Below are 21175 nucleotides of genomic sequence, written 5' to 3'. Positions count from 1 at the left end.
TTCAAGCCAAGGGGGTGACCGTGACCCGTACTTCCGGGTCATGGCTGCCACCGCCAAGAATCACCCCACGCAGCGGCGAGACATCGGAAAAGTCGCGTCCCCAGCCCAAGGTGATGTGCTCCAACGCAGGCCGCAGGTTGTTGGTCGGGTCAAAATCCACCCAGCCCTGCTCCGGACAGAACACCGAAACCCAGGCATGCGACGCATCGGCACCGATCAGTCGCGGCTGGCCGGGTGGCGGTCGCGTCAATAGGTAACCACTGACATAGCGCGCCGCCAGGCCCCGCGAGCGCAGACAGGCGAGCATCAGGTGGGCAAAGTCCTGGCATACACCACGACGTCGCTCCAGCACCTCCAGTAGCGGCGTGGCAACCTGTGTTGCCGTTGCATCGAAGGTGAACTCGTTGAAGATCTTTTCCATCAACGCCTGCACCGCCAACAGCAATGGACGCCCCGGCACGAAGCAACTATCTGCATAGGCCACAAACCGTTGCTTGAGCCGCACCTGTGGCGACTCGAAGCGATAGCGACAGGCCTCCAGGCGCTCGGCGGAAAACGGTCGACTGCTGTAACTCAGCGCCTCTCGCACCGCCTCCCAGGGTTGCGAGCGAGCCAGATCCGGTAACGCCCTGGCGTACACACAAAGCGTCAGTCGGGTCTCGATGCGCAGTTCGTCGTGCTGGCAATCAAACGCCAGGCGGGTCAACGGGTTGCCAAAGACGTCCAGCGCATCACTGCGCCGGGTCGGCGCCGGGCTGATCTGCATGTCCCGCTCAGTGCAGTGCTGCCAGGCACAGTCGCGCGGCCACAAATGAACCAGTTGCTGGGCCAACGACACCGGGCTGGTGTAGCGATAGAGGGTTTCATGAACCACCTGGTAACGGACACTCATCAGATCGACACCGTCTGCTGGCTAAGATCGTCGACATGCACAAAGTGACGCAACGCCAAACGCTCAGCCACGTGAGCACATGCCGAAGAAATGCCTTCCAGCAAACCAACCAGTTCAGCAAGCGCGACATTGACCGTCGATGCAACTTGCACCGTCGCCAGGTCATAGCGGCGCAACCGTTCAGCCAGGCTAACCAGTTCGGGCTCGAGCGGTGTACCGAGGTCACGGTGCAGGCGGTTGAGCGAGGCCGTCGTGAGCTTGAGCTGAAACAACAGGGCATGCGGGTTCTGCTCATCAAGCACGAGCAGGTCGAGCACCGGCAGTAACTGAGCGACCTCCAGGTAACGCGAGCGGTAAGTGATGCTGCTGTTGCCCAGCTCCAGCAAGGCCTCCAGCCCGGCCTGATCAAACACTGCCGGGCCACTCAAGAACAGTGCCAGGTTGTCGCTCAAGGCTTGCAGCCGCTCCAGTCGGCGCCCGATCATCAGAAAGCGCCAACCCTCATCACGGGTCATGTCGTCCAGGGCGAAGCCCGACAGCGCCGCCAACGACATGACCAGACGGTCGAGGGTTTCCAGCAGCTCACCGAAGCCCGCCTCCGCGTTCTCCAGCACTCGCGCTTGCCGCTGCAACTCCTGCAGCGCCTGCCAGTTTTCCCGTGAGAGCTTGCCGCGCACCTGAGAGGCTGCGCCCTGCAAGCGCTGCAGGTTGGCGCGCAAACCGAAGCCCCATTCGGCATCCAGCAATGCAGCACGCAAACGTTCGGGCAGGCTTGCGCCCTCTGGCAGTAATGACAAGCCGTCCGCCAACGCCACAGCCCCCTCCAGCGCCAGTGGACTGTCATCGTCCAGGTAACGGGTCAACAGAATGCGCAACAAGCGCGCCCCCACATCACAGCGCTCACAGTAACGGCCGAACCAGAACAGGTTTTCCACCACCCGCGAGGGCAAGTACGGGTCGCGACGAATCAGGTCTGCCACGCCAATACTGTGCCGCGTCCGCCACTGCTCACCGGCGCAGGCCTGCTCACCCAACACCCAGGCATCCTTGCTGGCACCACCGCGCTGCATCGAGATCACGTCGGCATCGGCCTGTGCCGACACCCGCACCAGCCCGCCAGGCAACACCCGATAGCCATCGGCACAGGCCACGGCGTAAACACGCATACCTACCGAACGGGATTGCAGTGCACGTTGATCGACCTGCCAGACCGGCGCCAGAGACAACTGCACCCGCTCTTGGGCAACATAGACAGCCGGTCGCGCACCAATACGCGCCGCCAGCGCCTGCTGCTGTTCAGCATCAAGTGCGCCTCCCAACACAGGCGTGAACCGCTGCGAAGGGAACGCTGGCTTGAACACCAGGTCTGGCAGTTTCTCCAGCGCCTGTGCCAATGCCGGAGGCTCGCCGCACCACCAACTGGCAACGGAGGGCAGGCTCAAGGCCTCGCCGAACAGGTGCTCATTGATAGCGGGCAAAAAACCAAGCAGGCCGGGTGACTCCAGCACACCGCAGCCCAAGGCATTGGCCACCAGCACGCGCCCTTGACGCACGGCATCGAGCAAACCAGGAACGCCCAATGCCGAATCCGTGCGCAACTCCAGCGGGTCGCAGAAGTCATCGTCAAGACGCCGCCAAATGCCGTGAACACGACGCAAACCATCCAGTGTCTTGAGGTACACGGTGGCATCGCGCACCGTCAGGTCGCTACCCTCGACCAAGGGGTAACCCAGTTGCCGCGCCAAATACAGGTGTTCGAAGTAACTCTCGTTGAATCGCCCGGGGGTCAGCAGCACCACCAGCGGCGCCTCCCCTTCACTCGGTGCCGTCTCGGCGAGGGTCTGCTGCAAGGTTCGAAAGAAACCCGCCAGGTGCTGTACATGGAGGCTGCGGTAGAGCTCCGGCCAGGCCCGCGAAAGAATTGTGCGGTTCTCAAGGGCATAGCCAGCACCGGAAGGCGCCTGGGTACGGTCTGCAGTGATCCACCAGCGCCCATCCGGCGCGCGTGCAAGGTCAGCGGCGTAGACATGCAGGTAGGTTCCGCCAGGCACTTCGATACCTTGGCAGGGCCAGAGAAAATTGTTGTGCCCGTAGATCAGTTCGGGAGGTAAAAGCCCGTCGGCCAGCAGCTGTTGCGGTCCGTAGGTATCGGCCAGTACCGCATTGAGCAGACGCGCGCGCTGAGCGATACCGGCGGCCAGTGGCTGCCATTCCTCGGCAGACAACACGTGCGGCAACAGGTCCAGCTCCCACGGGCGATCAGCGCCCTTGGGGTCGGCGTAGATGTTATAGGTGACACCATTTTCCTGAAGCTGGCGGGTCAACAGCGCCTGACGCTGCGCCAACTGCTCGGGGCTGCTGCGCTGCAACTGCGCGAACAGCGCCTGCCAGTGCGGGCGTACCGCTCCGTCGCCCTGCAACAGTTCATGGTAGGAGTCAGGCTGGTCAGGCATGGCAGCGCTCAAGGGCCAAGGTCAGCCCTGAACCGCGCAAGAGTTGTGCCATGAGCGGCTACGCCGCGCCTGCGCACGGCTTAGCCTATCGGCGCACCAGAATCGTGCCTTGCCGCACGGGCAACGCACCACCCCGGCGCGCGGGCCAAGGCCAGGTTAGCGCGGCAGTACCGGCTGACGCGGCTTCTTCTTGCCTTTGCCCTTGGCGGCGTCTTTGCGCGCCTTGGCCGCATCCTGGTTACGGGCGAACGCTGCCGCCTTGGCCTCTTCGCGCTTGTCCCACGGCTTGCCACCATCGCTGCCACGCGGCGGCAGGCCAGTGTGCTGGGTCAGGATCTTTTGATCCTTGGCGACCTTGTGGCTGCCTGCAGGCGTCGAGTTCTTGCGTCGCGCACTCTGGTAGCTGTCGGTTGCAGGCTGGTGCAACGGGATCAGTTGGTGTTTGCCCGGGCCGATCAGGTCGCTACGGCCCATACGCTCCAGCGCCTCACGCAGCATCGGCCAACCCTTCGGATCGTGATAGCGCAGGAATGCCTTGTGCAGGCGACGCTGCGCTTCGCTCTTGACGATCGTGACCGGGTCACTCTTGTAGGTGACCTTGCGCAGCGGGTTCTTGCCCGAGTGGTACATGGCGGTAGCCGACGCCATTGGCGACGGATAGAACGCCTGTACCTGGTCGGCACGGAAACCATTGCCCTTGAGCCAAAGGGCCAGGTTCATCATGTCTTCATCGGTAGTGCCCGGGTGCGCCGCAATGAAGTACGGGATCAGGTACTGTTCCTTGCCCGCCTCTTTCGAGAATTTCTCGAACATACGCTTGAAGCGGTCATAGGTACCGATACCCGGCTTCATCATCTGATTCAGCGGGCCTTCTTCGGTGTGCTCCGGCGCAATCTTCAGGTAACCGCCAACGTGGTGGGTCACCAGTTCCTTGACGTACTCCGGCGACTCTACCGCCAGGTCATAACGCAGGCCCGAGGCGATCAGGATCTTCTTCACACCCGGCAAGGCACGCGCACTGCGGTACAACTGAATCAACGACGAGTGGTCGGTGTTCAGGTTCGGGCAAATGCCGGGGAACACGCACGACGGCTTGCGGCACGCGGACTCGATTTCCGGGCTCTTGCAGGCGATTCGGTACATGTTCGCGGTAGGGCCGCCAAGGTCGGAGATGACCCCGGTAAACCCTGGCACCTTGTCGCGAATCTCTTCGATCTCGCGAATGATCGACTCTTCGGAGCGGTTCTGGATAATCCGGCCTTCGTGCTCGGTGATCGAGCAGAAGGTGCAGCCACCAAAGCAGCCGCGCATGATGTTGACCGAAAAACGGATCATGTCGTAGGCCGGGATTTTCTCCTTGCCATACGCCGGGTGCGGCACGCGCGCATAGGGCATGCCGAACACATAGTCCATTTCCTCAGTGGTCATCGGAATGGGCGGAGGGTTGAACCAGACGTCCACGTCACCGTGTCTCTGCACCAGCGCCCGGGCGTTGCCTGGGTTGGTCTCCAGGTGCAGGACTCGGTTGGCGTGAGCGTAGAGCACCGCGTCGCCACGGACCTTCTCGAAGGACGGCAGGCGAATCACGGTCTTGTCGCGGGTCATCCGCGGGCTCGCCAGCAACTGGACGACCTTCGGTTCATTCGGGTCTTCAACCGGGCCTTTTTCTTGCTCGATGGCGCAGGCCTGAGTGTCCTGGGTATTCACGTACGGGTTGATGATCTTGTCGATCTTGCCCGGACGGTCGATACGTGTGGAGTCGACCTCGTACCAGCCTTCAGGGGTGTCCCGACGAACAAATGCCGTGCCACGAATGTCGGTAATGGTTTCGATTTTCTCGCCGTACGACAGGCGCTGGGCCACTTCGACAATGGCCCGCTCGGCATTGCCGTAAAGCAGGATGTCGGCACAGGCGTCGATCAGGATCGAATGACGCACCTTGTCCTGCCAGTAGTCGTAATGCGCGATCCGGCGCAGCGAAGCCTCGATGCCACCCAGCACGATCGGTACATGCTTGTAGGCTTCCTTGCAGCGCTGGCTGTAGACCAGGCTGGCGCGATCCGGACGCTTGCCAGCCAGGCCACCCGGCGTATAGGCGTCGTCGGAACGGATCTTCTTGTCGGCGGTGTAGCGGTTGATCATGGAGTCCATGTTGCCCGCAGCGACACCGAAAAACAGGTTCGGCTCACCCAGCTTCATGAAGTCGTCTTTCGACTGCCAGTTCGGCTGAGCAATGATCCCCACCCGGAACCCTTGGGCTTCCAGCAGACGGCCGATGATGGCCATACCGAACGACGGGTGATCGACGTAGGCGTCACCGGTCACAATGATGATGTCGCAGGAATCCCAGCCGAGCTGATCCATCTCCTCCCTGCTCATCGGCAGGAACGGTGCTGGTCCGAAGCATTCGGCCCAGTACTTGGGATAGTCGAAAAGTGGTTTGGCTGCTTGCATGTCAGTGACCGGTTCTGAAGTACAGGAAAATCGCGGGCGCGGACTATAGCACAAATTTTGACCAATTCCGACGCTGCAGCTCGGAATTGGCGCTGCGAAAATTACTCGTCGTCGTCGAAGTTGTAGCTACCCGGCGCCAGGTTCTCGAAGCGCGTATATTTACCGATGAACGCCAGCCGGACAAAGCCGATCGGGCCGTTCCGCTGCTTGCCGATAATGATTTCGGCAATGCCTTTGTGTTCGGTTTCCGGATGGTAGACCTCATCGCGGTAGACGAACATGATCACGTCAGCATCCTGCTCGATCGCTCCGGATTCCCGCAAGTCGGAGTTCACCGGGCGCTTGTTCGGCCGCTGCTCAAGGGAACGGTTAAGCTGCGACAGTGCGATGACCGGGCAGTTGAACTCTTTGGCCAGCGCCTTGAGCGAGCGGGAGATCTCGGAGATCTCGTTGGTACGGTTGTCACCGCTGGAGCCCGGGATCTGCATCAACTGCAGGTAGTCGATCATGATCATGCCGATCTCGCCATGCTCGCGCACCAGACGACGGGTACGGGCACGCATTTCCGACGGGCTGATACCGGCCGTATCGTCGATGAACAGCTTGCGATCATTGAGCAGGTTGACTGCCGATGTCAGGCGCGGCCAGTCATCGTCATCGAGCTGGCCGGAACGGATCTTGGTCTGGTCGATACGCCCGAGCGACGAGAGCATACGCATGATCAGCGATTCGCCTGGCATCTCGAGGGAGTACACCAGTACCGCCTTGTCACTGCGCAGCACCGCATTCTCCACCAGGTTCATGGCGAAGGTGGTCTTACCCATCGACGGACGGCCGGCGACGATGATCAGGTCAGCGGGCTGCAGACCGCTGGTCTTCTCATCCAGGTCGGTATAACCCGTGGAAATACCGGTGATATCGCTGTCGGAGTTGAACAGGGTATCAATACGGTCAATGGCCTTGGTCAGCAGCTCGTTGACCCCAACCGGGCCACCGGTCTTTGGACGCGCTTCGGCGATCTGGAAGATCTGCCGTTCGGCTTCGTCGAGAATCTCTGCCGCGTTGCGACCCTGCGGGTTGAAGGCGCTGTCGGCAATCTCGCTGCTGATACTGATCAGCTGACGCAGGGTCGCCCGCTCACGAATGATCTGCGCATAGGCCTTGATGTTGGCGACCGATGGCGTGTTCTTGGCCAGCTCACCGAGGTAACCCAACCCACCCACCTGGGAGCTCAGACCTTCCCGATCCAGCTGCTCATGCAGGGTTACCACATCGAACGGGGTGTTCTGATCGGCCAGCTTGTAGATCGCACGGAAGATCAGGCGGTGGTCATGCCGGTAGAAGTCGCCATCCGAGACTTGATCCAGCACGCGCTCCCAGGCGTTGTTGTCCAGCATCAGGCCACCGAGCACAGCCTGTTCGGCCTCGATGGAATGCGGCGGCACCTTCAGGGCAGCGGTTTGCAGATCGTATTGTTCGGGAGCGGATATCTCGTTCATGGCCACACGGAAATCAGGGAGACGAAAAAGACAAAGGGCACGACCTGCCTAGCAGGATCGTGCCCGATGTTAACCGGCTGACACGCGAGGTGCCAGCCGATTGGTGCAGCTTAGGCTGCGACAACAACCACGCGAACGGTGGCTTCAACATCGCTGTGCAGGTGCACGGCAACGTCGTATTCGCCAACATTACGGATGGTGCCGTTCGGCAGACGAACTTCAGCTTTAGCCACTTCAACGCCGGAGGCGGTCAGGGCATCAGCGATGTCGTGGGTGCCGATCGAACCGAACAGCTTGCCTTCGTCGCCAGCGGTGGCAGTGATGGTCACTTCCAGCTCGGCCAGTTGGGCAGCGCGGGTTTCAGCAGAAGACTTCTTGTCTGCAGCCAGTTTTTCCAGCTCGGCGCGACGCTCCTCGAACGCAGCCAGGTTGGCAGCGTTGGCAACGGTGGCCTTGCCTTGCGGCAGCAGGTAGTTACGGCCGTAACCAGCCTTAACATTTACCTTATCGCCCAGGTTGCCCAGGTTGGCGATTTTTTCCAGCAGGATCAGTTCCATTTGGTAATAACCTCTTAACTTTTAACCTTCACCGTTCGCGGAACCGTTGTCGGCACCATTTTTTGGTGCCCCGCGGCCGCGAAAATCAATCAGGCTGTCGACAATGGCCAACACCACGAGCAACGGATAAATCAGCTGCATGAACAGCAGCAGTGTCACGTACAACCCAACCAGCCAGAACCTTGCCAGCCGGCCCTGCGCCACCAGCCCATGCAACAGGGCAGCCCCTGCAAACATCAGCGGTACACTGCAAATCGGCGTCAACATCGCCAACCCGGCCCCGAAATTGGGCCCGATCAGCATGCACGCCAGCAGCACCAGCGCCGGCACCAGCGGTAGTCTGACGGCGCGAAACTCGCGACCGAAGCCACCCGGGTTATACAACACTGCCTGCCAGTAGCGACCCAACATCAGGGCCAACAGACTGACGGCTTGCAACAACGCGGCGATCAGGCCGTAGAGAACTGGCGCGATAAGGCTACCCAGGTGCGCTCGCTCTTCTACCGTCAACTGCTGGTAGAGCCCGTCGAGCATTTGCGGCAAGGCTTTCTCAAGCGCTTGTGACAAAGCTTCGACCGGTTCGCGGAAAACCGACCCAAGAACCACACCGTACACCAACCCCAAGGCAGTGCTGATCAACAGCACCCTGTTCCAGGACTGCCCAGCGCGTAAAAACGCAGCCAGGCCAAGCGTTCCCAACAGCACCATCAAGATGCGTGGGTCACCGAAGAACCACCAGGCCAACGCGGGCAACAAAGCCCAGGCGAGGACACCGGAGGCGTCACTGAAACCGCGCCGCAGGAACACCAGGCTCCCGGCGGCGGCACTCAACCAGAACAGCAGCGGCATTGCCGCACAACCAACCACCACTAAAGTGGCCTGCACGCGACCGCGCATGATGAAATCAGCCAAGGCGCGCATGCGTTCTATCCCTTGCTACTTGTCGACGACCCGGTCTCAGCGGCCGTGGCTGTCGGTGTAGGGCAGCAGGGCCAGGAAGCGGGCGCGCTTGATAGCGGTAGCCAGCTGACGCTGATAACGAGCTTTGGTACCGGTGATACGGCTTGGAACGATCTTGCCGGTTTCGGATACATAAGCTTTCAGGGTGTTGAGATCTTTGTAATCGATCTCTTTCACTTCTTCAGCAGTGAAGCGGCAGAATTTACGACGACGGAAGAAACGTGCCATGTAATTGGCTCCTCAAAAGGTCCGTGGATTACTCGTCAGCGTTATCGCTGTTGTCGCTGTTGTCGCTGTCATCGCCTTCGGCGCTGTCAGCATGCTCAGGACGGTCGCGACGCTCACGGCGCTCACTGCGGTTCTCTTCAGCCTTGAGCATCTCGGACTGGCCGGTAACGGCTTCGTCGCGACGGATGACCAGGTTACGGATCACGGCATCGTTGTAACGGAAGTTGTCTTCCAGCTCGGCCAGGGCCTTGCCGGTGCACTCAACGTTCAGCATCACGTAGTGAGCCTTGTGAACATTGTTGATTGCGTAGGCCAGTTGACGACGGCCCCAGTCTTCCAGACGGTGGATTTTGCCGCCGTCTTCTTCGATCAGCTTGGTGTAACGCTCAACCATGCCGCCGACTTGCTCGCTCTGGTCAGGGTGGACCAGAAAGATGATTTCGTAATGACGCATGAATGCTCCTTACGGGTTGTAGTCTGCCACCAGAGTGGTCAGACAAGGAGTGAATGACACTTGTATGTCCTGCCTTGGAAAGAGGCACATGCGCGCCTGCCAACACGACAAGGGCCGCAATTGTAGAGAAGCGCCCGCAGACAAGCAAGGTAATTGGTGATTATTTGAACAACGTTGCGCAAGAGAAGCGCGACGCTCTACAGCCCTTAACGACAAGGCCCGCGCCTGCAGCATCGCTGTAGACGCGGGCCCTGATAGACCGTCATCCGCGGCGCTGGCGCACCGCTTCAAACAGGCAGACGCCTGTAGCCACCGAGACATTCAGGCTGCTGACACTGCCGGCCATCGGCAATTTCACCAGGAAGTCACAGTGCTCGCGGGTCAGGCGACGCATGCCTTTGCCTTCAGCACCCATGACCAGCACGATCGGGCCGGTCATGTCCTGCTGATACAACTCCTGTTCGGCCTCGCCGGCCGTGCCAACGACCCACAAGCCACGCTGCTGGAGCTTTTCCAGTGTCCGCGCCAGGTTGGTCACCGCGATCAGCGGGATAACCTCGGCGGCACCACAGGCCACCTTGCGCACGACAGGCGTCAGGGTCGCCGACTTGTCCTTGGGCACGATCACCGCGGTTGCACCGGCCGCATCGGCGGTACGCAGGCAGGCACCCAGGTTGTGCGGGTCGGTTACGCCATCGAGCACCAGGATCAACGGCGAACCCTCGGTACGCTCAAGCAGTTCCTCGAGCATGTTCTCGCCCCAGACCTGGCTCGGGCTGACCTCGGCCACCACACCCTGGTGAACGCCCTCGACCCAGGCATCCAGTTCACGCCGCTCCGCCTGACCGACCGCTACGCGGTTCTGCCCGGCCAACTCCAGCAACGCCTGGATGCGTGGTTCGCTGCGCCCTTCAGACAACCAGATCTGCTTGACCCGCTTGGGATGGTGGCGCAACAGGGCCTCTACGGCATGCACGCCGTAGATTTTTTCCAACTGACTCATGACTTGCCCTTCTTACGCGGAGCAGCGCCAGACTTCGGCGGCCCCTTGCGGTGTTTGCTTGGCTTGGCCGCAGGCTTGCCGGACGACGACTTGCCAGCGGCGTGACTGCCCTTGGCGTCGGCCATCAAGGCCTTTTTCATTTCGCGGCTCTTGCGCACCTCGGCATTCTTCGCCGCCGCATGGGACGGGAAGTAAGCCTCGGCGGTCTCGCTTTTCTTGCTGCGACGCGACGGTTCGGCGCTTGGCGCTGGCGCAGCGGCCTTCTCGGCAGCAGGCTCGGAGCCCGAGCGTTGCTTGCGACCGATCGGCGCGCTGAGGGTTTTCTCGGCCATCTCGAAGTCGATCTTGCGCTCGTCGAGATCGACACGCATGACCCGCACTTCAACGGTATCGCCCAGGCGGAACGTGCGACCGGTACGCTCACCAGACAACCGATGGTGAACCGGATCGAAGTGGTAGTAATCGCCCGGCAAGGCACTGACATGCACCAGGCCTTCCACGTAGATGTCGGTCAGTTCGATGAACAGGCCGAAACCGGTCACGGCCGTGATCACGCCCGGGAAGCTCTCGCCCACGCGGTCCTTCATGTACTCGCACTTGAGCCAGTTGACCACGTCGCGGGTCGCCTCGTCGGCGCGCCGCTCGCTCATCGAGCACTGTTCACCCAACTGTTCCAGGGTGTTCTCGTCGTACGGGTAGATCCGTGCCTTCGGAATGCTCATGGCCCCGGCGCGCTTGACGTGCGGGGTGTCCTGACGCGAACGGATCACGCTGCGGATGGCCCGATGGGTCAGCAGGTCGGGATAACGGCGAATCGGCGAGGTGAAGTGGGTATACGCCTCGTAATTCAGGCCGAAGTGACCATGGTTATCGGCGCTGTACACCGCCTGGCTCAGCGAGCGCAGCATGACGGTCTGGATCAGGTGGAAGTCCGGACGGTCGGCGATTTGTGCCAACAGCGCCTGGTAATCCTTCGGCGACGGACCATCCTTGCCCTTGTGCAGCGACAGCCCCAGCTCACCGAGGAAGGCACGCAGCTTTTCCAGGCGCTCCGGTGGCGGACCGTCATGGACCCGGTACAAGGCCGGAATTTCATGCTTCTTGAGGAACTCGGCAGTGGCAACGTTGGCCGCCAGCATGCACTCTTCGATCAGCTTGTGAGCATCGTTGCGCACAGTCGGTCGAATTTCCGCGATCTTGCGCTCGGAACCGAAGATGATCCGGGTTTCCTGAGTCTCGAAATCAATCGCGCCACGGCTATGACGAGCGGTCAACAGCACCTTGTACAGCGCATAGAGCTGCTTGAGGTGCGGCACCACGTTGCTGTACTCGTCACGCAGGGCTTTGCCCTCACGCGTACGCGAATGCTCAAGCATGCTGCTGACCTTGTTGTAGGTCAGGCGTGCATGGGAGTGGATCACCGCTTCATAGAACTGGTAGTCGACCATCTGGCCAGACTTGTTGATGGTCATTTCACAGACCATCGCCAAGCGGTCGACATGCGGGTTCAGCGAGCACAGCCCGTTGGACAGCTCTTCGGGCAGCATCGGCACGACGCGCTCGGGGAAGTACACCGAGTTGCCGCGCACCTGCGCCTCGGCATCCAGTGCCGAACCGAGGCGAACATAGCTGGACACGTCGGCGATAGCGACATAGAGGCGCCAGCCTCCGGAGAACAGGCGCAGCTTGCCCAGGCTCTCGCAATAGACCGCATCGTCGAAGTCGCGGGCGTCTTCACCGTCGATGGTGACGAACGGCAGGTGGCGCAGGTCAATGCGCTTTTCCTTGTCCTTCTCTTCGACGTCCGGCTTGAGCTTGCGGGCTTCCTTGATGACGGCTTCCGGCCAGACATGCGGGATGTCGTAGCTACGCAGCGCGACGTCGATCTCCATGCCCGGCGCCATGTAGTTGCCGATGACTTCGACGATGTCGCCTTGAGGCTGGAAGCGGGGTGTCGGCCAGTGGGTGATTTTCACCTCGACGAACTGGCCGATCTTGGCGTTGCCACTGCGCCCCGGGGTCACCAGCACTTCCTGCTGGATTTTCGGGTTATCCGGCGTTACGAAGCCAATGCCGCCTTCCTCGAAGTAACGGCCAACGATGCTTTCATGGGCACGGGAGATGACTTCGACCAGCACACCCTCGCGGCGACCACGGCGGTCAACGCCGGAAACGCGAGCCAGGGCTCGGTCACCGTCAAACACCAGACGCATCTGCGCCGGGCTGAGGAACAGGTCTTCAGTGCCGTCATCCGGGATCAGGAAGCCGAAACCGTCGCGATGGCCGGAGATGCGGCCGAGGATAAGGTCCAGCTTGTCCACCGGGGCATAAGTGCCGCGCCGGGTATAGATCAACTGACCATCACGCTCCATGGCACGCAACCGGCGGCGCAGGGCTTCGATCTGGTCCTCGGTCGTCAGGCCAAACTCCTCCACCAACTGCTCACGGGCAGCCGGCGAGCCTCGTTCGGCGAGGTGCTGCAGGATCAGCTCACGGCTGGGGATGGGGTTTTCGTATTTTTCCGCTTCACGAGCGGCCTCGGGATCGAGGGTCTGCCAATCGGCCATTAGGAGGGGTTCACCTTGTCTATATAAGGGTTAGTTTGGCATAGGCGTATTGAAACCGGAAATTTCGGCCTTGGACAGCCCCGCCAGAGCCCTGTGAGGGGCTATAAGTGCTGTCATTGGACAACAACTTGAATTTTTTAAGATTTTTTCCAAACAGGGCTTTACAGCCGTTTTGAGCATCCGTATTATGCGCACCACAGCGACGGACACCGTCGTTATAGTTGAGAAGCAACGTGATGTGAAGCATCATGTGACCTTAACGAAATGCCCAGATGGTGAAATTGGTAGACACGCCAGCTTCAGGTGCTGGTGACCTTACGGTCGTGGAAGTTCGAGTCTTCTTCTGGGCACCAATTTCAAATTTCAGATTAGCGTAACGCCTCTGGAATTTATGCAACACGCTACACCGTTTCTTGCTCCAACGCTTTACTTTTGCCCAGATGGTGAAATTGGTAGACACGCCAGCTTCAGGTGCTGGTGACCTTACGGTCGTGGAAGTTCGAGTCTTCTTCTGGGCACCATATTCTAAAGAAACCCGCGAAAGCGGGTTTTTTTATGCCTCGCGAAAAGTACTTATCCCCCACCTGCAGCTACGCCCCCTCCCTCTCAGTAAAGGCAAATGGCAACGATAGCCTGCTCATGAATTTTTCCTCACAGGCGTACTTGAGAAACAATATCGTTTATTATTGTTTCCAGATTTGTACCCGTAAGCGAGGAAGTACCCGCATGACGATTCGCATCAAACCGATTTTGCTCGGCCTGGCCGCCTCCCTGTTCACACTGGCACTGGGCACCCCTCCGGCCATGGCCGCCGACCCCGTGTCGCTGACCCTGTACAACGGCCAACACAAGGAAATCGGTGAAGCCATCGCCAAAGCCTACGAGGCCAAGACCGGCATTCACATCAATATCCGCAAGGGCAGCAGCAACCAGCTGGCCAGCCAGATCATCGAGGAAGGCGATCGCTCACCCGCCGACGTCATCTACACCGAAGAGTCGCCCCCCCTGAACAACCTGGGTGAACTCGGCCTGCTGGCCAAGATCGACGATGCAACCTTGCAGGTTCTGCCCAAGGAATACGTTGCCAACAATGGCACCTGGATGGGTGTAACCGCACGTACGCGCGTCGTCGCCTTCAACCCCAAAGTGATCGACGAAAAGTCGCTGCCGCCTTCGGTCATGGATTTCGCCAACCCGGAATGGGACGGCAAGATCGGTTTCGTCCCTACCAGCGGCGCCTTCCAGGAACAGGCCGTTGCAATCCTCAAGCTCCACGGCCGCGAAGCCGCCGAGGAATGGCTGACCGGCCTGAAAGCCTTCGGCAAGACTTACACCAACAACATGGTCGCGCTCAAAGCCGTGGAAAATGGTGAAGTCGCCGCGGTACTGGTCAACAACTACTATTGGTACGCCCTGAAAAAAGAGCGCGGCCAGCTCGATTCGAAGCTCTACTACCTTGCCGATGGCGATGCCGGCGGCCTGGTGACCATCTCCAGCGCGGCAGCGGTCAAGGCCAGCAAGCACCCACAGGAAGCCCAGGCGCTGCTGGCCTGGATGGCCAGTGAAGAAGGCCAACGGGTGATCACGCAAACCACAGCCGAATACCCGCTGCACAAAGGCATGGTCTCTGATCAGGGCCTGAAGCCATTCGAAGACCTGCGTCCACCGAAAATCACCCCGGCCGATCTGGGTAACGCCGAGGAAGCACTGGAACTCGAACGCGAAGTTGGCCTGCTCTGATGAGCGCCGCCCTGCCCTTGGCGGCCTCCGCCGCCTATGTACCGCGACGAAAGCGCCCCTCGATCTGGGTGGTGCTACCGGTTCTGCTGCTGGTCGGGCTCAGCCTGCTGCCGTTGCTGTATGTTGGGCTCAAGGCCTGGCAGGCCGGGCTGCACGAAGCCTTGCGCCTGCTCTGGCGACCCTTTGTATGGGGCCTGATGCGCAACACGCTGCTGCTGATGGTCGGCGTTACGCTTGCGTGCGCGATACTCGGCCTGGCGCTGGCTTGGCTGCTGGAACGCAGCGACTTGCCGGGAAAGCGCCTGTGGGGCGTCGTCCTGTGCCTGCCATTTGCCGTGCCCGCGTTTGTCAGCGGCTTTACCTGGGTATCCCTGAGCCCGCGTTTCGAAGGGCTGGGCGGGGCGATTCTGGTGATGGCGCTGTCCAAGTACCCCTTGGTATTCCTGCCGGTGGCCGCAACACTGCGCAACCTCGACACCTCCCTGGAGGAGTCGGCACGCACCCTGGGCCAGAATCGCTGGGGAGTGTTCTTCAGAATCACCCTGCCACTGCTCTGGCCGTCGATTCTCGGCGGCAGCCTGCTGATCGCCCTGCACATGCTGGTGGAGTTCGGCGCCCTGTCGATCCTCGGGCTACAAACCTTCACCACGGCGATTTACCAGCAATTCGAGCTGGAGTTCAGCAATGCCAATGCAGCCATGCTGTCAGCCGTGCTGCTGTTCATGTGCCTGCTGATGCTATGGCTAGAGTTGAGGGTGCGCGGCAAGGCACGCCATGTACGTATCGGCCAAGGCGTAGCACGTCGCGCGGCTCCCGTGCGCCTGCGTGCGTGGACGCCCATCGCACAGCTGTTCTGCCTGATACTGATGTTACTGGGCAGCGGCATTCCGCTGGGCATGCTCGCGTACTGGCTCAGTGTCGGCTCTTCGGCAGCCTTCCCGGTCGCCGATATCAGCCGGGCACTGGTCTCCTCATTGTCGCTATCGCTGGGCGGTGCCGGGGTAAGCCTGCTGCTGGCGCTGCCAGTGAGCTTCCTGGTGGTGCGCTACAAGGGACGCCTGGCACTCTGGGCTGAGCGCCTGCCGTACTTGTTGCATGCCCTGCCGGGGCTGGTGATTGCCCTGACGCTGGTGTACTTCGCGCTGCACTACGTGCCCGCGCTGTACCAGACCACCGGGCTGTTACTGCTGGCCTATGCCCTGCTATTCCTGCCACTGGCCCAGGCGCCGGTGCGCACAGCACTGAACAAGGCCTCCCCGCAACTGGAAGAGGCAGCACGCACCCTTGGCGCAACGTCGTTTGGCGCCTTCTGCCGGGTGACCCTGCCGATCATCTTCCCGGCACTGGCAGCAGCTTTTGCGCTGGTCTTTCTGGATGCCATGAAAGAGCTCACGGCAACCCTGCTGCTCAGCCCGACAGGCATGACCACGTTGGCTACCGAGGTATGGGCACACACCGCCAACGTCGAGTTTGCGGCAGCAGCGCCCTATGCAGCCCTGTTGATCCTTGTCTCGGGCCTGCCGGTGTATCTGCTGACCACACGCATGTACCTGAACCGGGCCTGACACTGACGACAGCCGCTGATCAATCAGCGGCTGTCGATCAGCGGTTCAGGCGCGGAACTGCCCCAGGCTGGCCTTGAGCTGAGCCGCCAGATCGTCCAGCACTTTACTGCTGGCCGTCGTTTGCTGAACCACCCTGGCAGCGCGCTCAGCTTGCTCATGAATGGTTTCCACTCGACCACGTACTGCCTGCGCCCCCCTGGCCTGCTCCTCAGCCGCACGGGTTGCCATACCGATGGCCGCATGCACCTGCTCGACCGAGGCCTGCACGGCCTGCTGTACCCGCGCATTGTCACGCAGCACCAGCAACCCCTCGCTGGCTTGACGCCCAGCCTGGCTGATCGCCGCAACGGCCTCCCGCGCCCCCTGCTGCAAGGCCCCGATGTGCGCTTGAATATCACCCGTTGAGCTCTGAGTCTTGCTGGCCAGCGCGCGCACCTCATCCGCGACCACGGCAAAGCCCCGGCCTGTTTCACCCGCACGAGCCGCCTCGATGGCCGCATTAAGCGCAAGCAGGTTGGTCTGCTCGGCAATACCGTGAATCACCGTCAACACCACTTCAATCTGCTCGCTCTGCTCAGCCAGTCGCTCGATCACTTTCGAGCCGGTCTGCACCTGCCCGGCCAAGGCTTCGATCAGGCCGGCCACCTGAGCCGAGGTACGGCTGCCTTCATCCGTGGCCTGGCGAATGTCCACAACCTGTTGCAGGGCAGACTGCATTACCTGACTTTCGTTCTGCGCCTCATCAGCCATGGCCGACAAGGCACGCAGGCTTTCGGCCACTTCATCACGCTGCAACTCGGCCGCCGCATCGGCGCCGGCATTGTGCTGGGCCATGACACCGATTTCGATGCCCGTACGCTGTGCCACTTCACCGGCTTCGCGAACAATCGGCTGTAACTTGTCGACAAAGCGGTTGACCGCCGTCGCCATGTCACCAATTTCGTCACGGCTATCAATCGGCACACGTTTGGTCAGATCACCCTCGCCAGCGGCCAAGTCGTTAAGCGCGGCAATGAGCAAACGCAACTTGCTGACGACCCGATGGCCCAGCACCACCGCCACAACCAGGAGCACGCCAAGACCGACCAACGCCAGCCCCAGACCAATGTTCCAGCGCAACGTAGCAGCGGCTTCCTGAACGCTCTGCGAGGTGTTCGCCTGCATGCCTGCAGCACTGGCCTGAGCCGCCTCCAAACGCGCACGCAAGGCCTTGGTGCTGTCTGCCGCAGCCCCCATCAGGCTCTCACCCACCAATTGATCACCGCTGGCGATCAACGCCGCGAAGCGCTGATCCAAGGCCTGCAGTTCGTGTTCGACTGACGACGTGGATACCCCCATGAGCACTTTGCCGATCTCGACACCATTAGGGTTGATCGGCGCCTCGACGAAGTACACCGACGGATCGTTGCGCGCAGCATTGACCACCTTGTCCAGCGCCCGCTCTCCCTCACCCTTTTCCAGCAAGGCCTGGTTGATCGGGTTTTGCCGGTTCAGGTAACGAGTCAAGTGCTGACCCTGAGCATCGTCGTAGACCACAAAGAGCACATTGGGATTGCGCTGGGCCCGTCGCGAGAACTCCGACAGGGTCGGCACATCGTTGTCCCACATCGCTCTTGGCGCCACAGAGGCCAGCAACTCAGCCATGTCATTGGCCGAGTCCTTGAGGTTTTTTTCCAGGGTGGCTCGTAACTGCGCCTGCTCGCTTTCCAGGCGAGCCGAGAGCCCGCCCGTCAGGCGCTGACGTGTACTGGCCGAAAGGCTGTCCAGACCGGAGCTGACCTCCTGCTCCGCACGCTCCAATTCAGCCGACAATTTCTGACTGTCGACCCCCAAACGATTACCCAAATCCGCTTCAAGCGTGGTCACCGTGCTCCGGGTAAGCGCTACCGCTACCAGCACTTGCACCAAAAGAGCGATACCAAGGGCAACAAAGACAGGCCGCAACAGGCGGCTTCGTAACAGTGAGAGAACGGCTGACACGAAAGAACCCTCTACTTTCTGGCGCCATTAAAATGATGGCTCACCTGTAACGGTTCTCTTAGCAATCCCCATGCCGCACTCCCGATAAAATGCCTGAGCACTGCGCTTCCTGTGGGATCAGCACCAGTCTTTGGCTTAAAAAAAACCCCCGCTAAAAAGCGGGGGTTTGTGTTTAACGCAAACGTATCAGGCAAACGGATGACGCAGCACGATGGTCTCGTTGCGGTCCGGGCCGGTGGAGATGATGTCGATCGGCGCGCCGACCAGCTCTTCCACACGCTTGATGTAGGCACGGGCGTTGGCCGGCAGTTCTTCCAGGGTCTTGGCACCCAGGGTCGACTCGCTCCAGCCCGGCATTTCTTCGTAGACCGGCTCCAGGCCGATGTAGCTGTCGGCATCGGTCGGTGCATCGATAACGGCACCGTTCTCGTTCTTGTAGCCAACGCAGATACGGATGGTTTCCAGGCCGTCGAGGACGTCCAGCTTGGTCAGGCACAGGCCGGAGATGCTGTTGATCTCGATGGCGCGACGCAGGATCACGGCGTCGAACCAGCCACAACGGCGGGCACGGCCGGTGGTAGCACCGAACTCATGGCCACGCTTGGCCAGGAAAGCACCAACGTCGTCGAACAGTTCGGTCGGGAATGGACCGGAGCCAACGCGAGTGGTGTAGGCCTTGGTGATACCCAGGATGTAGTCCAGGTACATCGGGCCAAAACCGGAGCCGGTGGCGATACCGCCAGCAGTAGTGTTCGAGCTGGTGACATACGGGTAGGTGCCATGGTCGATGTCCAGCAGCGAACCCTGGGCACCTTCGAACATGATGTCCTTGCCGTCGCGACGCAGAGCATGCAGCTCGGCAGTGACGTCGAGCATCATCGGCTTCAGCTCTTCTGCAAAGGCCATGCACTCGTCCAGGGTCTTCTGGAAGTCGATCGCAGGCTCTTTGTAGTAATTGACCAGCACGAAGTTGTGGTAGTCCAGCAGCTCGCCGAGCTTGGCAGCGAAACGCTCACGGTGGAACAGGTCACCAATACGCAGGCCGCGACGGGCAACCTTGTCTTCGTAGGCCGGGCCGATACCACGACCAGTGGTGCCGATCTTCAGCTCGCCACGGGCCTTTTCACGGGCCTGGTCCAGCGCTACATGGTAGGACAGGATCAGCGGGCAGGATGGGCTGATGCGCAGGCGCTCACGCACCGGTACACCTTTTTCTTCCAGCTTGGTGATTTCACGCAGCAGGGCGTCTGGTGCAACCACCACGCCGTTGCCGATCAGGCACTGCACGCCTTCGCGCAGTACGCCCGATGGAATCAGGTGCAGCACGGTCTTCTCGCCGTCGATCACCAAGGTGTGACCGGCGTTGTGACCGCCTTGGTAGCGCACTACGGCGGCAGCATGTTCGGTCAGCAGATCGACGATCTTGCCTTTGCCCTCATCACCCCACTGGGTGCCCAGGACTACGACATTCTTACCCATAACACTTGTCCTCATTCGCGCAAACTTGGCGCCGGGCATCGCCGGCGGGAAAACTCAAATGGCCAGTGGCAGAACCTGCCAAAGCCCGTTTTGCTGAATCAATTGCCGATCACAATCTGCCTCGCGGGCGGCGGACAACGGTTGCCCAGGCAATGCCTGAACCACACGCTGACCTTCGCTACGCAACTGGCAGACCTGTTGCCAAAGCGCGGCATCGCTGCTGTCGGGCATCCAGATCCCGCCAGACGGCAACACGACTTCAGCTCGCCCCAGTGTGACCAGGGTCTTCAAATCCGTAGAGAAACCGGTGGCCGGGCGCGCCCGACCGAAATCCGCGCCGATATCATCGTAGCGGCCGCCCTGGGCGATCGACTGACCGACACCCGGAACGAACACGGCGAACACGACGCCGGTGTGGTAGTGATAACCACGCAACTCACCCAGGTCGAAATACAGCGGCAGGTCTGGATAACGCGCGGACAAGCGCTCGGCAATCGCCAGCAGATCATCCAGCGCAGCCAGTACCGCTGCAGGTGCACGCCCCAGGCGCACACGCGCCGCTTCCAGCACTTCTCGCCCGCCGCACAATTCGGTCAGGGCGCGCAGCATGCCGCCCAGCTCTGCCGGAAGGTTTGCCGTGAGTGCTTCAACTTCGTCGACGGCCTTGCGCTGCAGTGCGTCGAACAACTGCTGCTCAACCGCACCGGACAACCCGGCGGCACGCGCCAGGCCGCGGTAGATACCGACATGCCCGAGGTCCATGTGGACGTCCGCCACGTCAGCCAGTTGCAGCGTTGCGAGCATGAGGCTGATCACCTCGACGTCGCTGACCGGGCTGGCATCGCCATACAGCTCGGCGCCCAGCTGAATCGGGCTGCGCGAGGTCGAAAGCGCCCGAGGCAACGCATGCAGCACGCTGCCGGCATAGCACAGTCGGTTTGGGCCCTCACGACGCAGGGTGTGCGCGTCGATACGCGCCACCTGCGGCGTGATGTCGGCACGGAAGCCCATCTGCCGACCGGATTGTGGGTCGACGACCTTGAAGGTACGCAGGTCCAGGTCCTGGCCGGCACCGGTAAGCAGCGATTCCAGGTACTCGATATGAGGGGTTACGACAAACTCGTAGCCCCAGCTCTGGAACAGATCCAACACCTGACGACGCGCGATTTCGATGCGCGCCGCTTCCGGTGGCAGTACTTCTTCGATGCCATCTGGCAGCAGCCAGCGGTCTACCGTTGCCATTACGCCATTCCCCTTGGGTCCCGACGGCCTGTCCGCAGGCCCGCCTTGAGTGAAGCAGGTATCGCCTGACGCCGCCTGTACAGGCGCTTCAAGCCGGGGCGA

General features: G+C 61.0%; 15 protein-coding genes and 2 tRNA genes. 4 read left to right on the top strand and 13 right to left on the bottom strand.

Features of this window, described 5'->3' with window-relative positions; genetic code table 11:
- Nucleotide 1: 1 nt before the first annotated feature.
- The 10 genes from CYD26_RS08455 to rnr form a co-directional block, all read right to left on the bottom strand.
- A complete protein-coding gene (locus CYD26_RS08455) occupies nucleotides 2-892 on the bottom strand; it encodes a transglutaminase family protein (RefSeq protein WP_065757897.1) in 891 nt (296 codons plus the stop codon).
- Nucleotides 892-3345 carry a circularly permuted type 2 ATP-grasp protein gene (locus CYD26_RS08450; RefSeq protein WP_102052366.1) on the bottom strand — a complete coding sequence of 818 codons (2454 nt, stop codon included), beginning with the start codon at nucleotides 3343-3345 and terminating at the stop codon, nucleotides 892-894. The genes CYD26_RS08455 and CYD26_RS08450 overlap by 1 nt, the downstream gene beginning before the upstream one ends.
- Before the next feature lie 156 nt (nucleotides 3346-3501).
- A complete protein-coding gene (locus CYD26_RS08445) occupies nucleotides 3502-5799 on the bottom strand; it encodes a YgiQ family radical SAM protein (RefSeq protein WP_065757895.1) in 2298 nt (765 codons plus the stop codon).
- 101 nt (nucleotides 5800-5900) lie between these two features.
- Nucleotides 5901-7298, bottom strand: coding sequence for a replicative DNA helicase (dnaB, locus tag CYD26_RS08440; RefSeq protein ID WP_065757973.1), 1398 nt, complete (start codon nucleotides 7296-7298; stop codon nucleotides 5901-5903).
- A 110-nt stretch (nucleotides 7299-7408) separates the two neighbouring features.
- Nucleotides 7409-7855: a 50S ribosomal protein L9 gene (gene rplI / locus CYD26_RS08435; protein WP_065757894.1), complete on the bottom strand. Its 447-nt coding sequence runs from the start codon at nucleotides 7853-7855 to the stop codon at nucleotides 7409-7411.
- A gap of 21 nt (nucleotides 7856-7876) precedes the next feature.
- Nucleotides 7877-8776 (bottom strand): hypothetical protein, encoded by a 900-nt coding sequence (locus CYD26_RS08430; RefSeq protein WP_065757893.1) that lies wholly within the window; start codon nucleotides 8774-8776, stop codon nucleotides 7877-7879.
- 36 nt (nucleotides 8777-8812) lie between these two features.
- A complete protein-coding gene (gene rpsR / locus CYD26_RS08425; RefSeq protein ID WP_065757892.1) occupies nucleotides 8813-9043 on the bottom strand; it encodes a 30S ribosomal protein S18 in 231 nt (76 codons plus the stop codon).
- Between the two features lie 28 nt (nucleotides 9044-9071).
- A complete protein-coding gene (gene rpsF, locus CYD26_RS08420; RefSeq protein WP_065757891.1) occupies nucleotides 9072-9497 on the bottom strand; it encodes a 30S ribosomal protein S6 in 426 nt (141 codons plus the stop codon).
- A 262-nt stretch (nucleotides 9498-9759) separates the two neighbouring features.
- On the bottom strand, nucleotides 9760-10500 hold the full coding sequence (gene rlmB / locus CYD26_RS08415) for a 23S rRNA (guanosine(2251)-2'-O)-methyltransferase RlmB (protein ID WP_102052365.1): 741 nt from the start codon (nucleotides 10498-10500) through the stop codon (nucleotides 9760-9762).
- Nucleotides 10497-13067, bottom strand: coding sequence for a ribonuclease R (rnr, locus tag CYD26_RS08410; protein ID WP_102052364.1), 2571 nt, complete (start codon nucleotides 13065-13067; stop codon nucleotides 10497-10499). Before rnr ends, rlmB begins: the two co-directional genes overlap by 4 nt.
- Before the next feature lie 266 nt (nucleotides 13068-13333).
- Between rnr and CYD26_RS08405 the strand changes: the two genes are divergently transcribed.
- The 4 genes from CYD26_RS08405 (at nucleotide 13334) to CYD26_RS08390 (ending at nucleotide 16372) form a co-directional block, all read left to right on the top strand.
- Nucleotides 13334-13420 (top strand) — tRNA-Leu (locus CYD26_RS08405).
- Between the two features lie 81 nt (nucleotides 13421-13501).
- Nucleotides 13502-13588 (top strand) — tRNA-Leu (locus tag CYD26_RS08400).
- A gap of 205 nt (nucleotides 13589-13793) precedes the next feature.
- Complete coding sequence (locus CYD26_RS08395; RefSeq protein ID WP_102052363.1) at nucleotides 13794-14807, top strand: extracellular solute-binding protein; 1014 nt, start codon at nucleotides 13794-13796, stop codon at nucleotides 14805-14807.
- On the top strand, nucleotides 14807-16372 hold the full coding sequence (locus CYD26_RS08390; protein WP_102052362.1) for an iron ABC transporter permease: 1566 nt from the start codon (nucleotides 14807-14809) through the stop codon (nucleotides 16370-16372). Before CYD26_RS08395 ends, CYD26_RS08390 begins: the two co-directional genes overlap by 1 nt.
- Before the next feature lie 45 nt (nucleotides 16373-16417).
- Here the strand turns inward: CYD26_RS08390 and CYD26_RS08385 are convergent, their stop codons facing one another.
- From CYD26_RS08385 to CYD26_RS08375, 3 genes are all read right to left on the bottom strand, one after another.
- A complete protein-coding gene (locus CYD26_RS08385; protein WP_065758762.1) occupies nucleotides 16418-18352 on the bottom strand; it encodes a methyl-accepting chemotaxis protein in 1935 nt (644 codons plus the stop codon).
- A gap of 186 nt (nucleotides 18353-18538) precedes the next feature.
- The gene (locus CYD26_RS08380; protein WP_065758761.1) at nucleotides 18539-19831 is read right to left on the bottom strand and encodes an adenylosuccinate synthase; all 1293 of its coding nucleotides are present in this window, start codon (nucleotides 19829-19831) and stop codon (nucleotides 18539-18541) included.
- A gap of 54 nt (nucleotides 19832-19885) precedes the next feature.
- Entirely contained in the window at nucleotides 19886-21073 is a 1188-nt protein-coding gene (locus tag CYD26_RS08375; protein ID WP_099773413.1) for an ATP phosphoribosyltransferase regulatory subunit, read from the bottom strand.
- Nucleotides 21074-21175: the final 102 nt, after the last annotated feature.

Origin of the sequence: Pseudomonas sp. FFUP_PS_473, from assembly GCF_002858665.1 — a bacterium.
GTDB lineage: Bacteria > Pseudomonadota > Gammaproteobacteria > Pseudomonadales > Pseudomonadaceae > Aquipseudomonas > Aquipseudomonas defluvii.
This window is presented reverse-complemented; position numbering and strand designations above follow the sequence as displayed.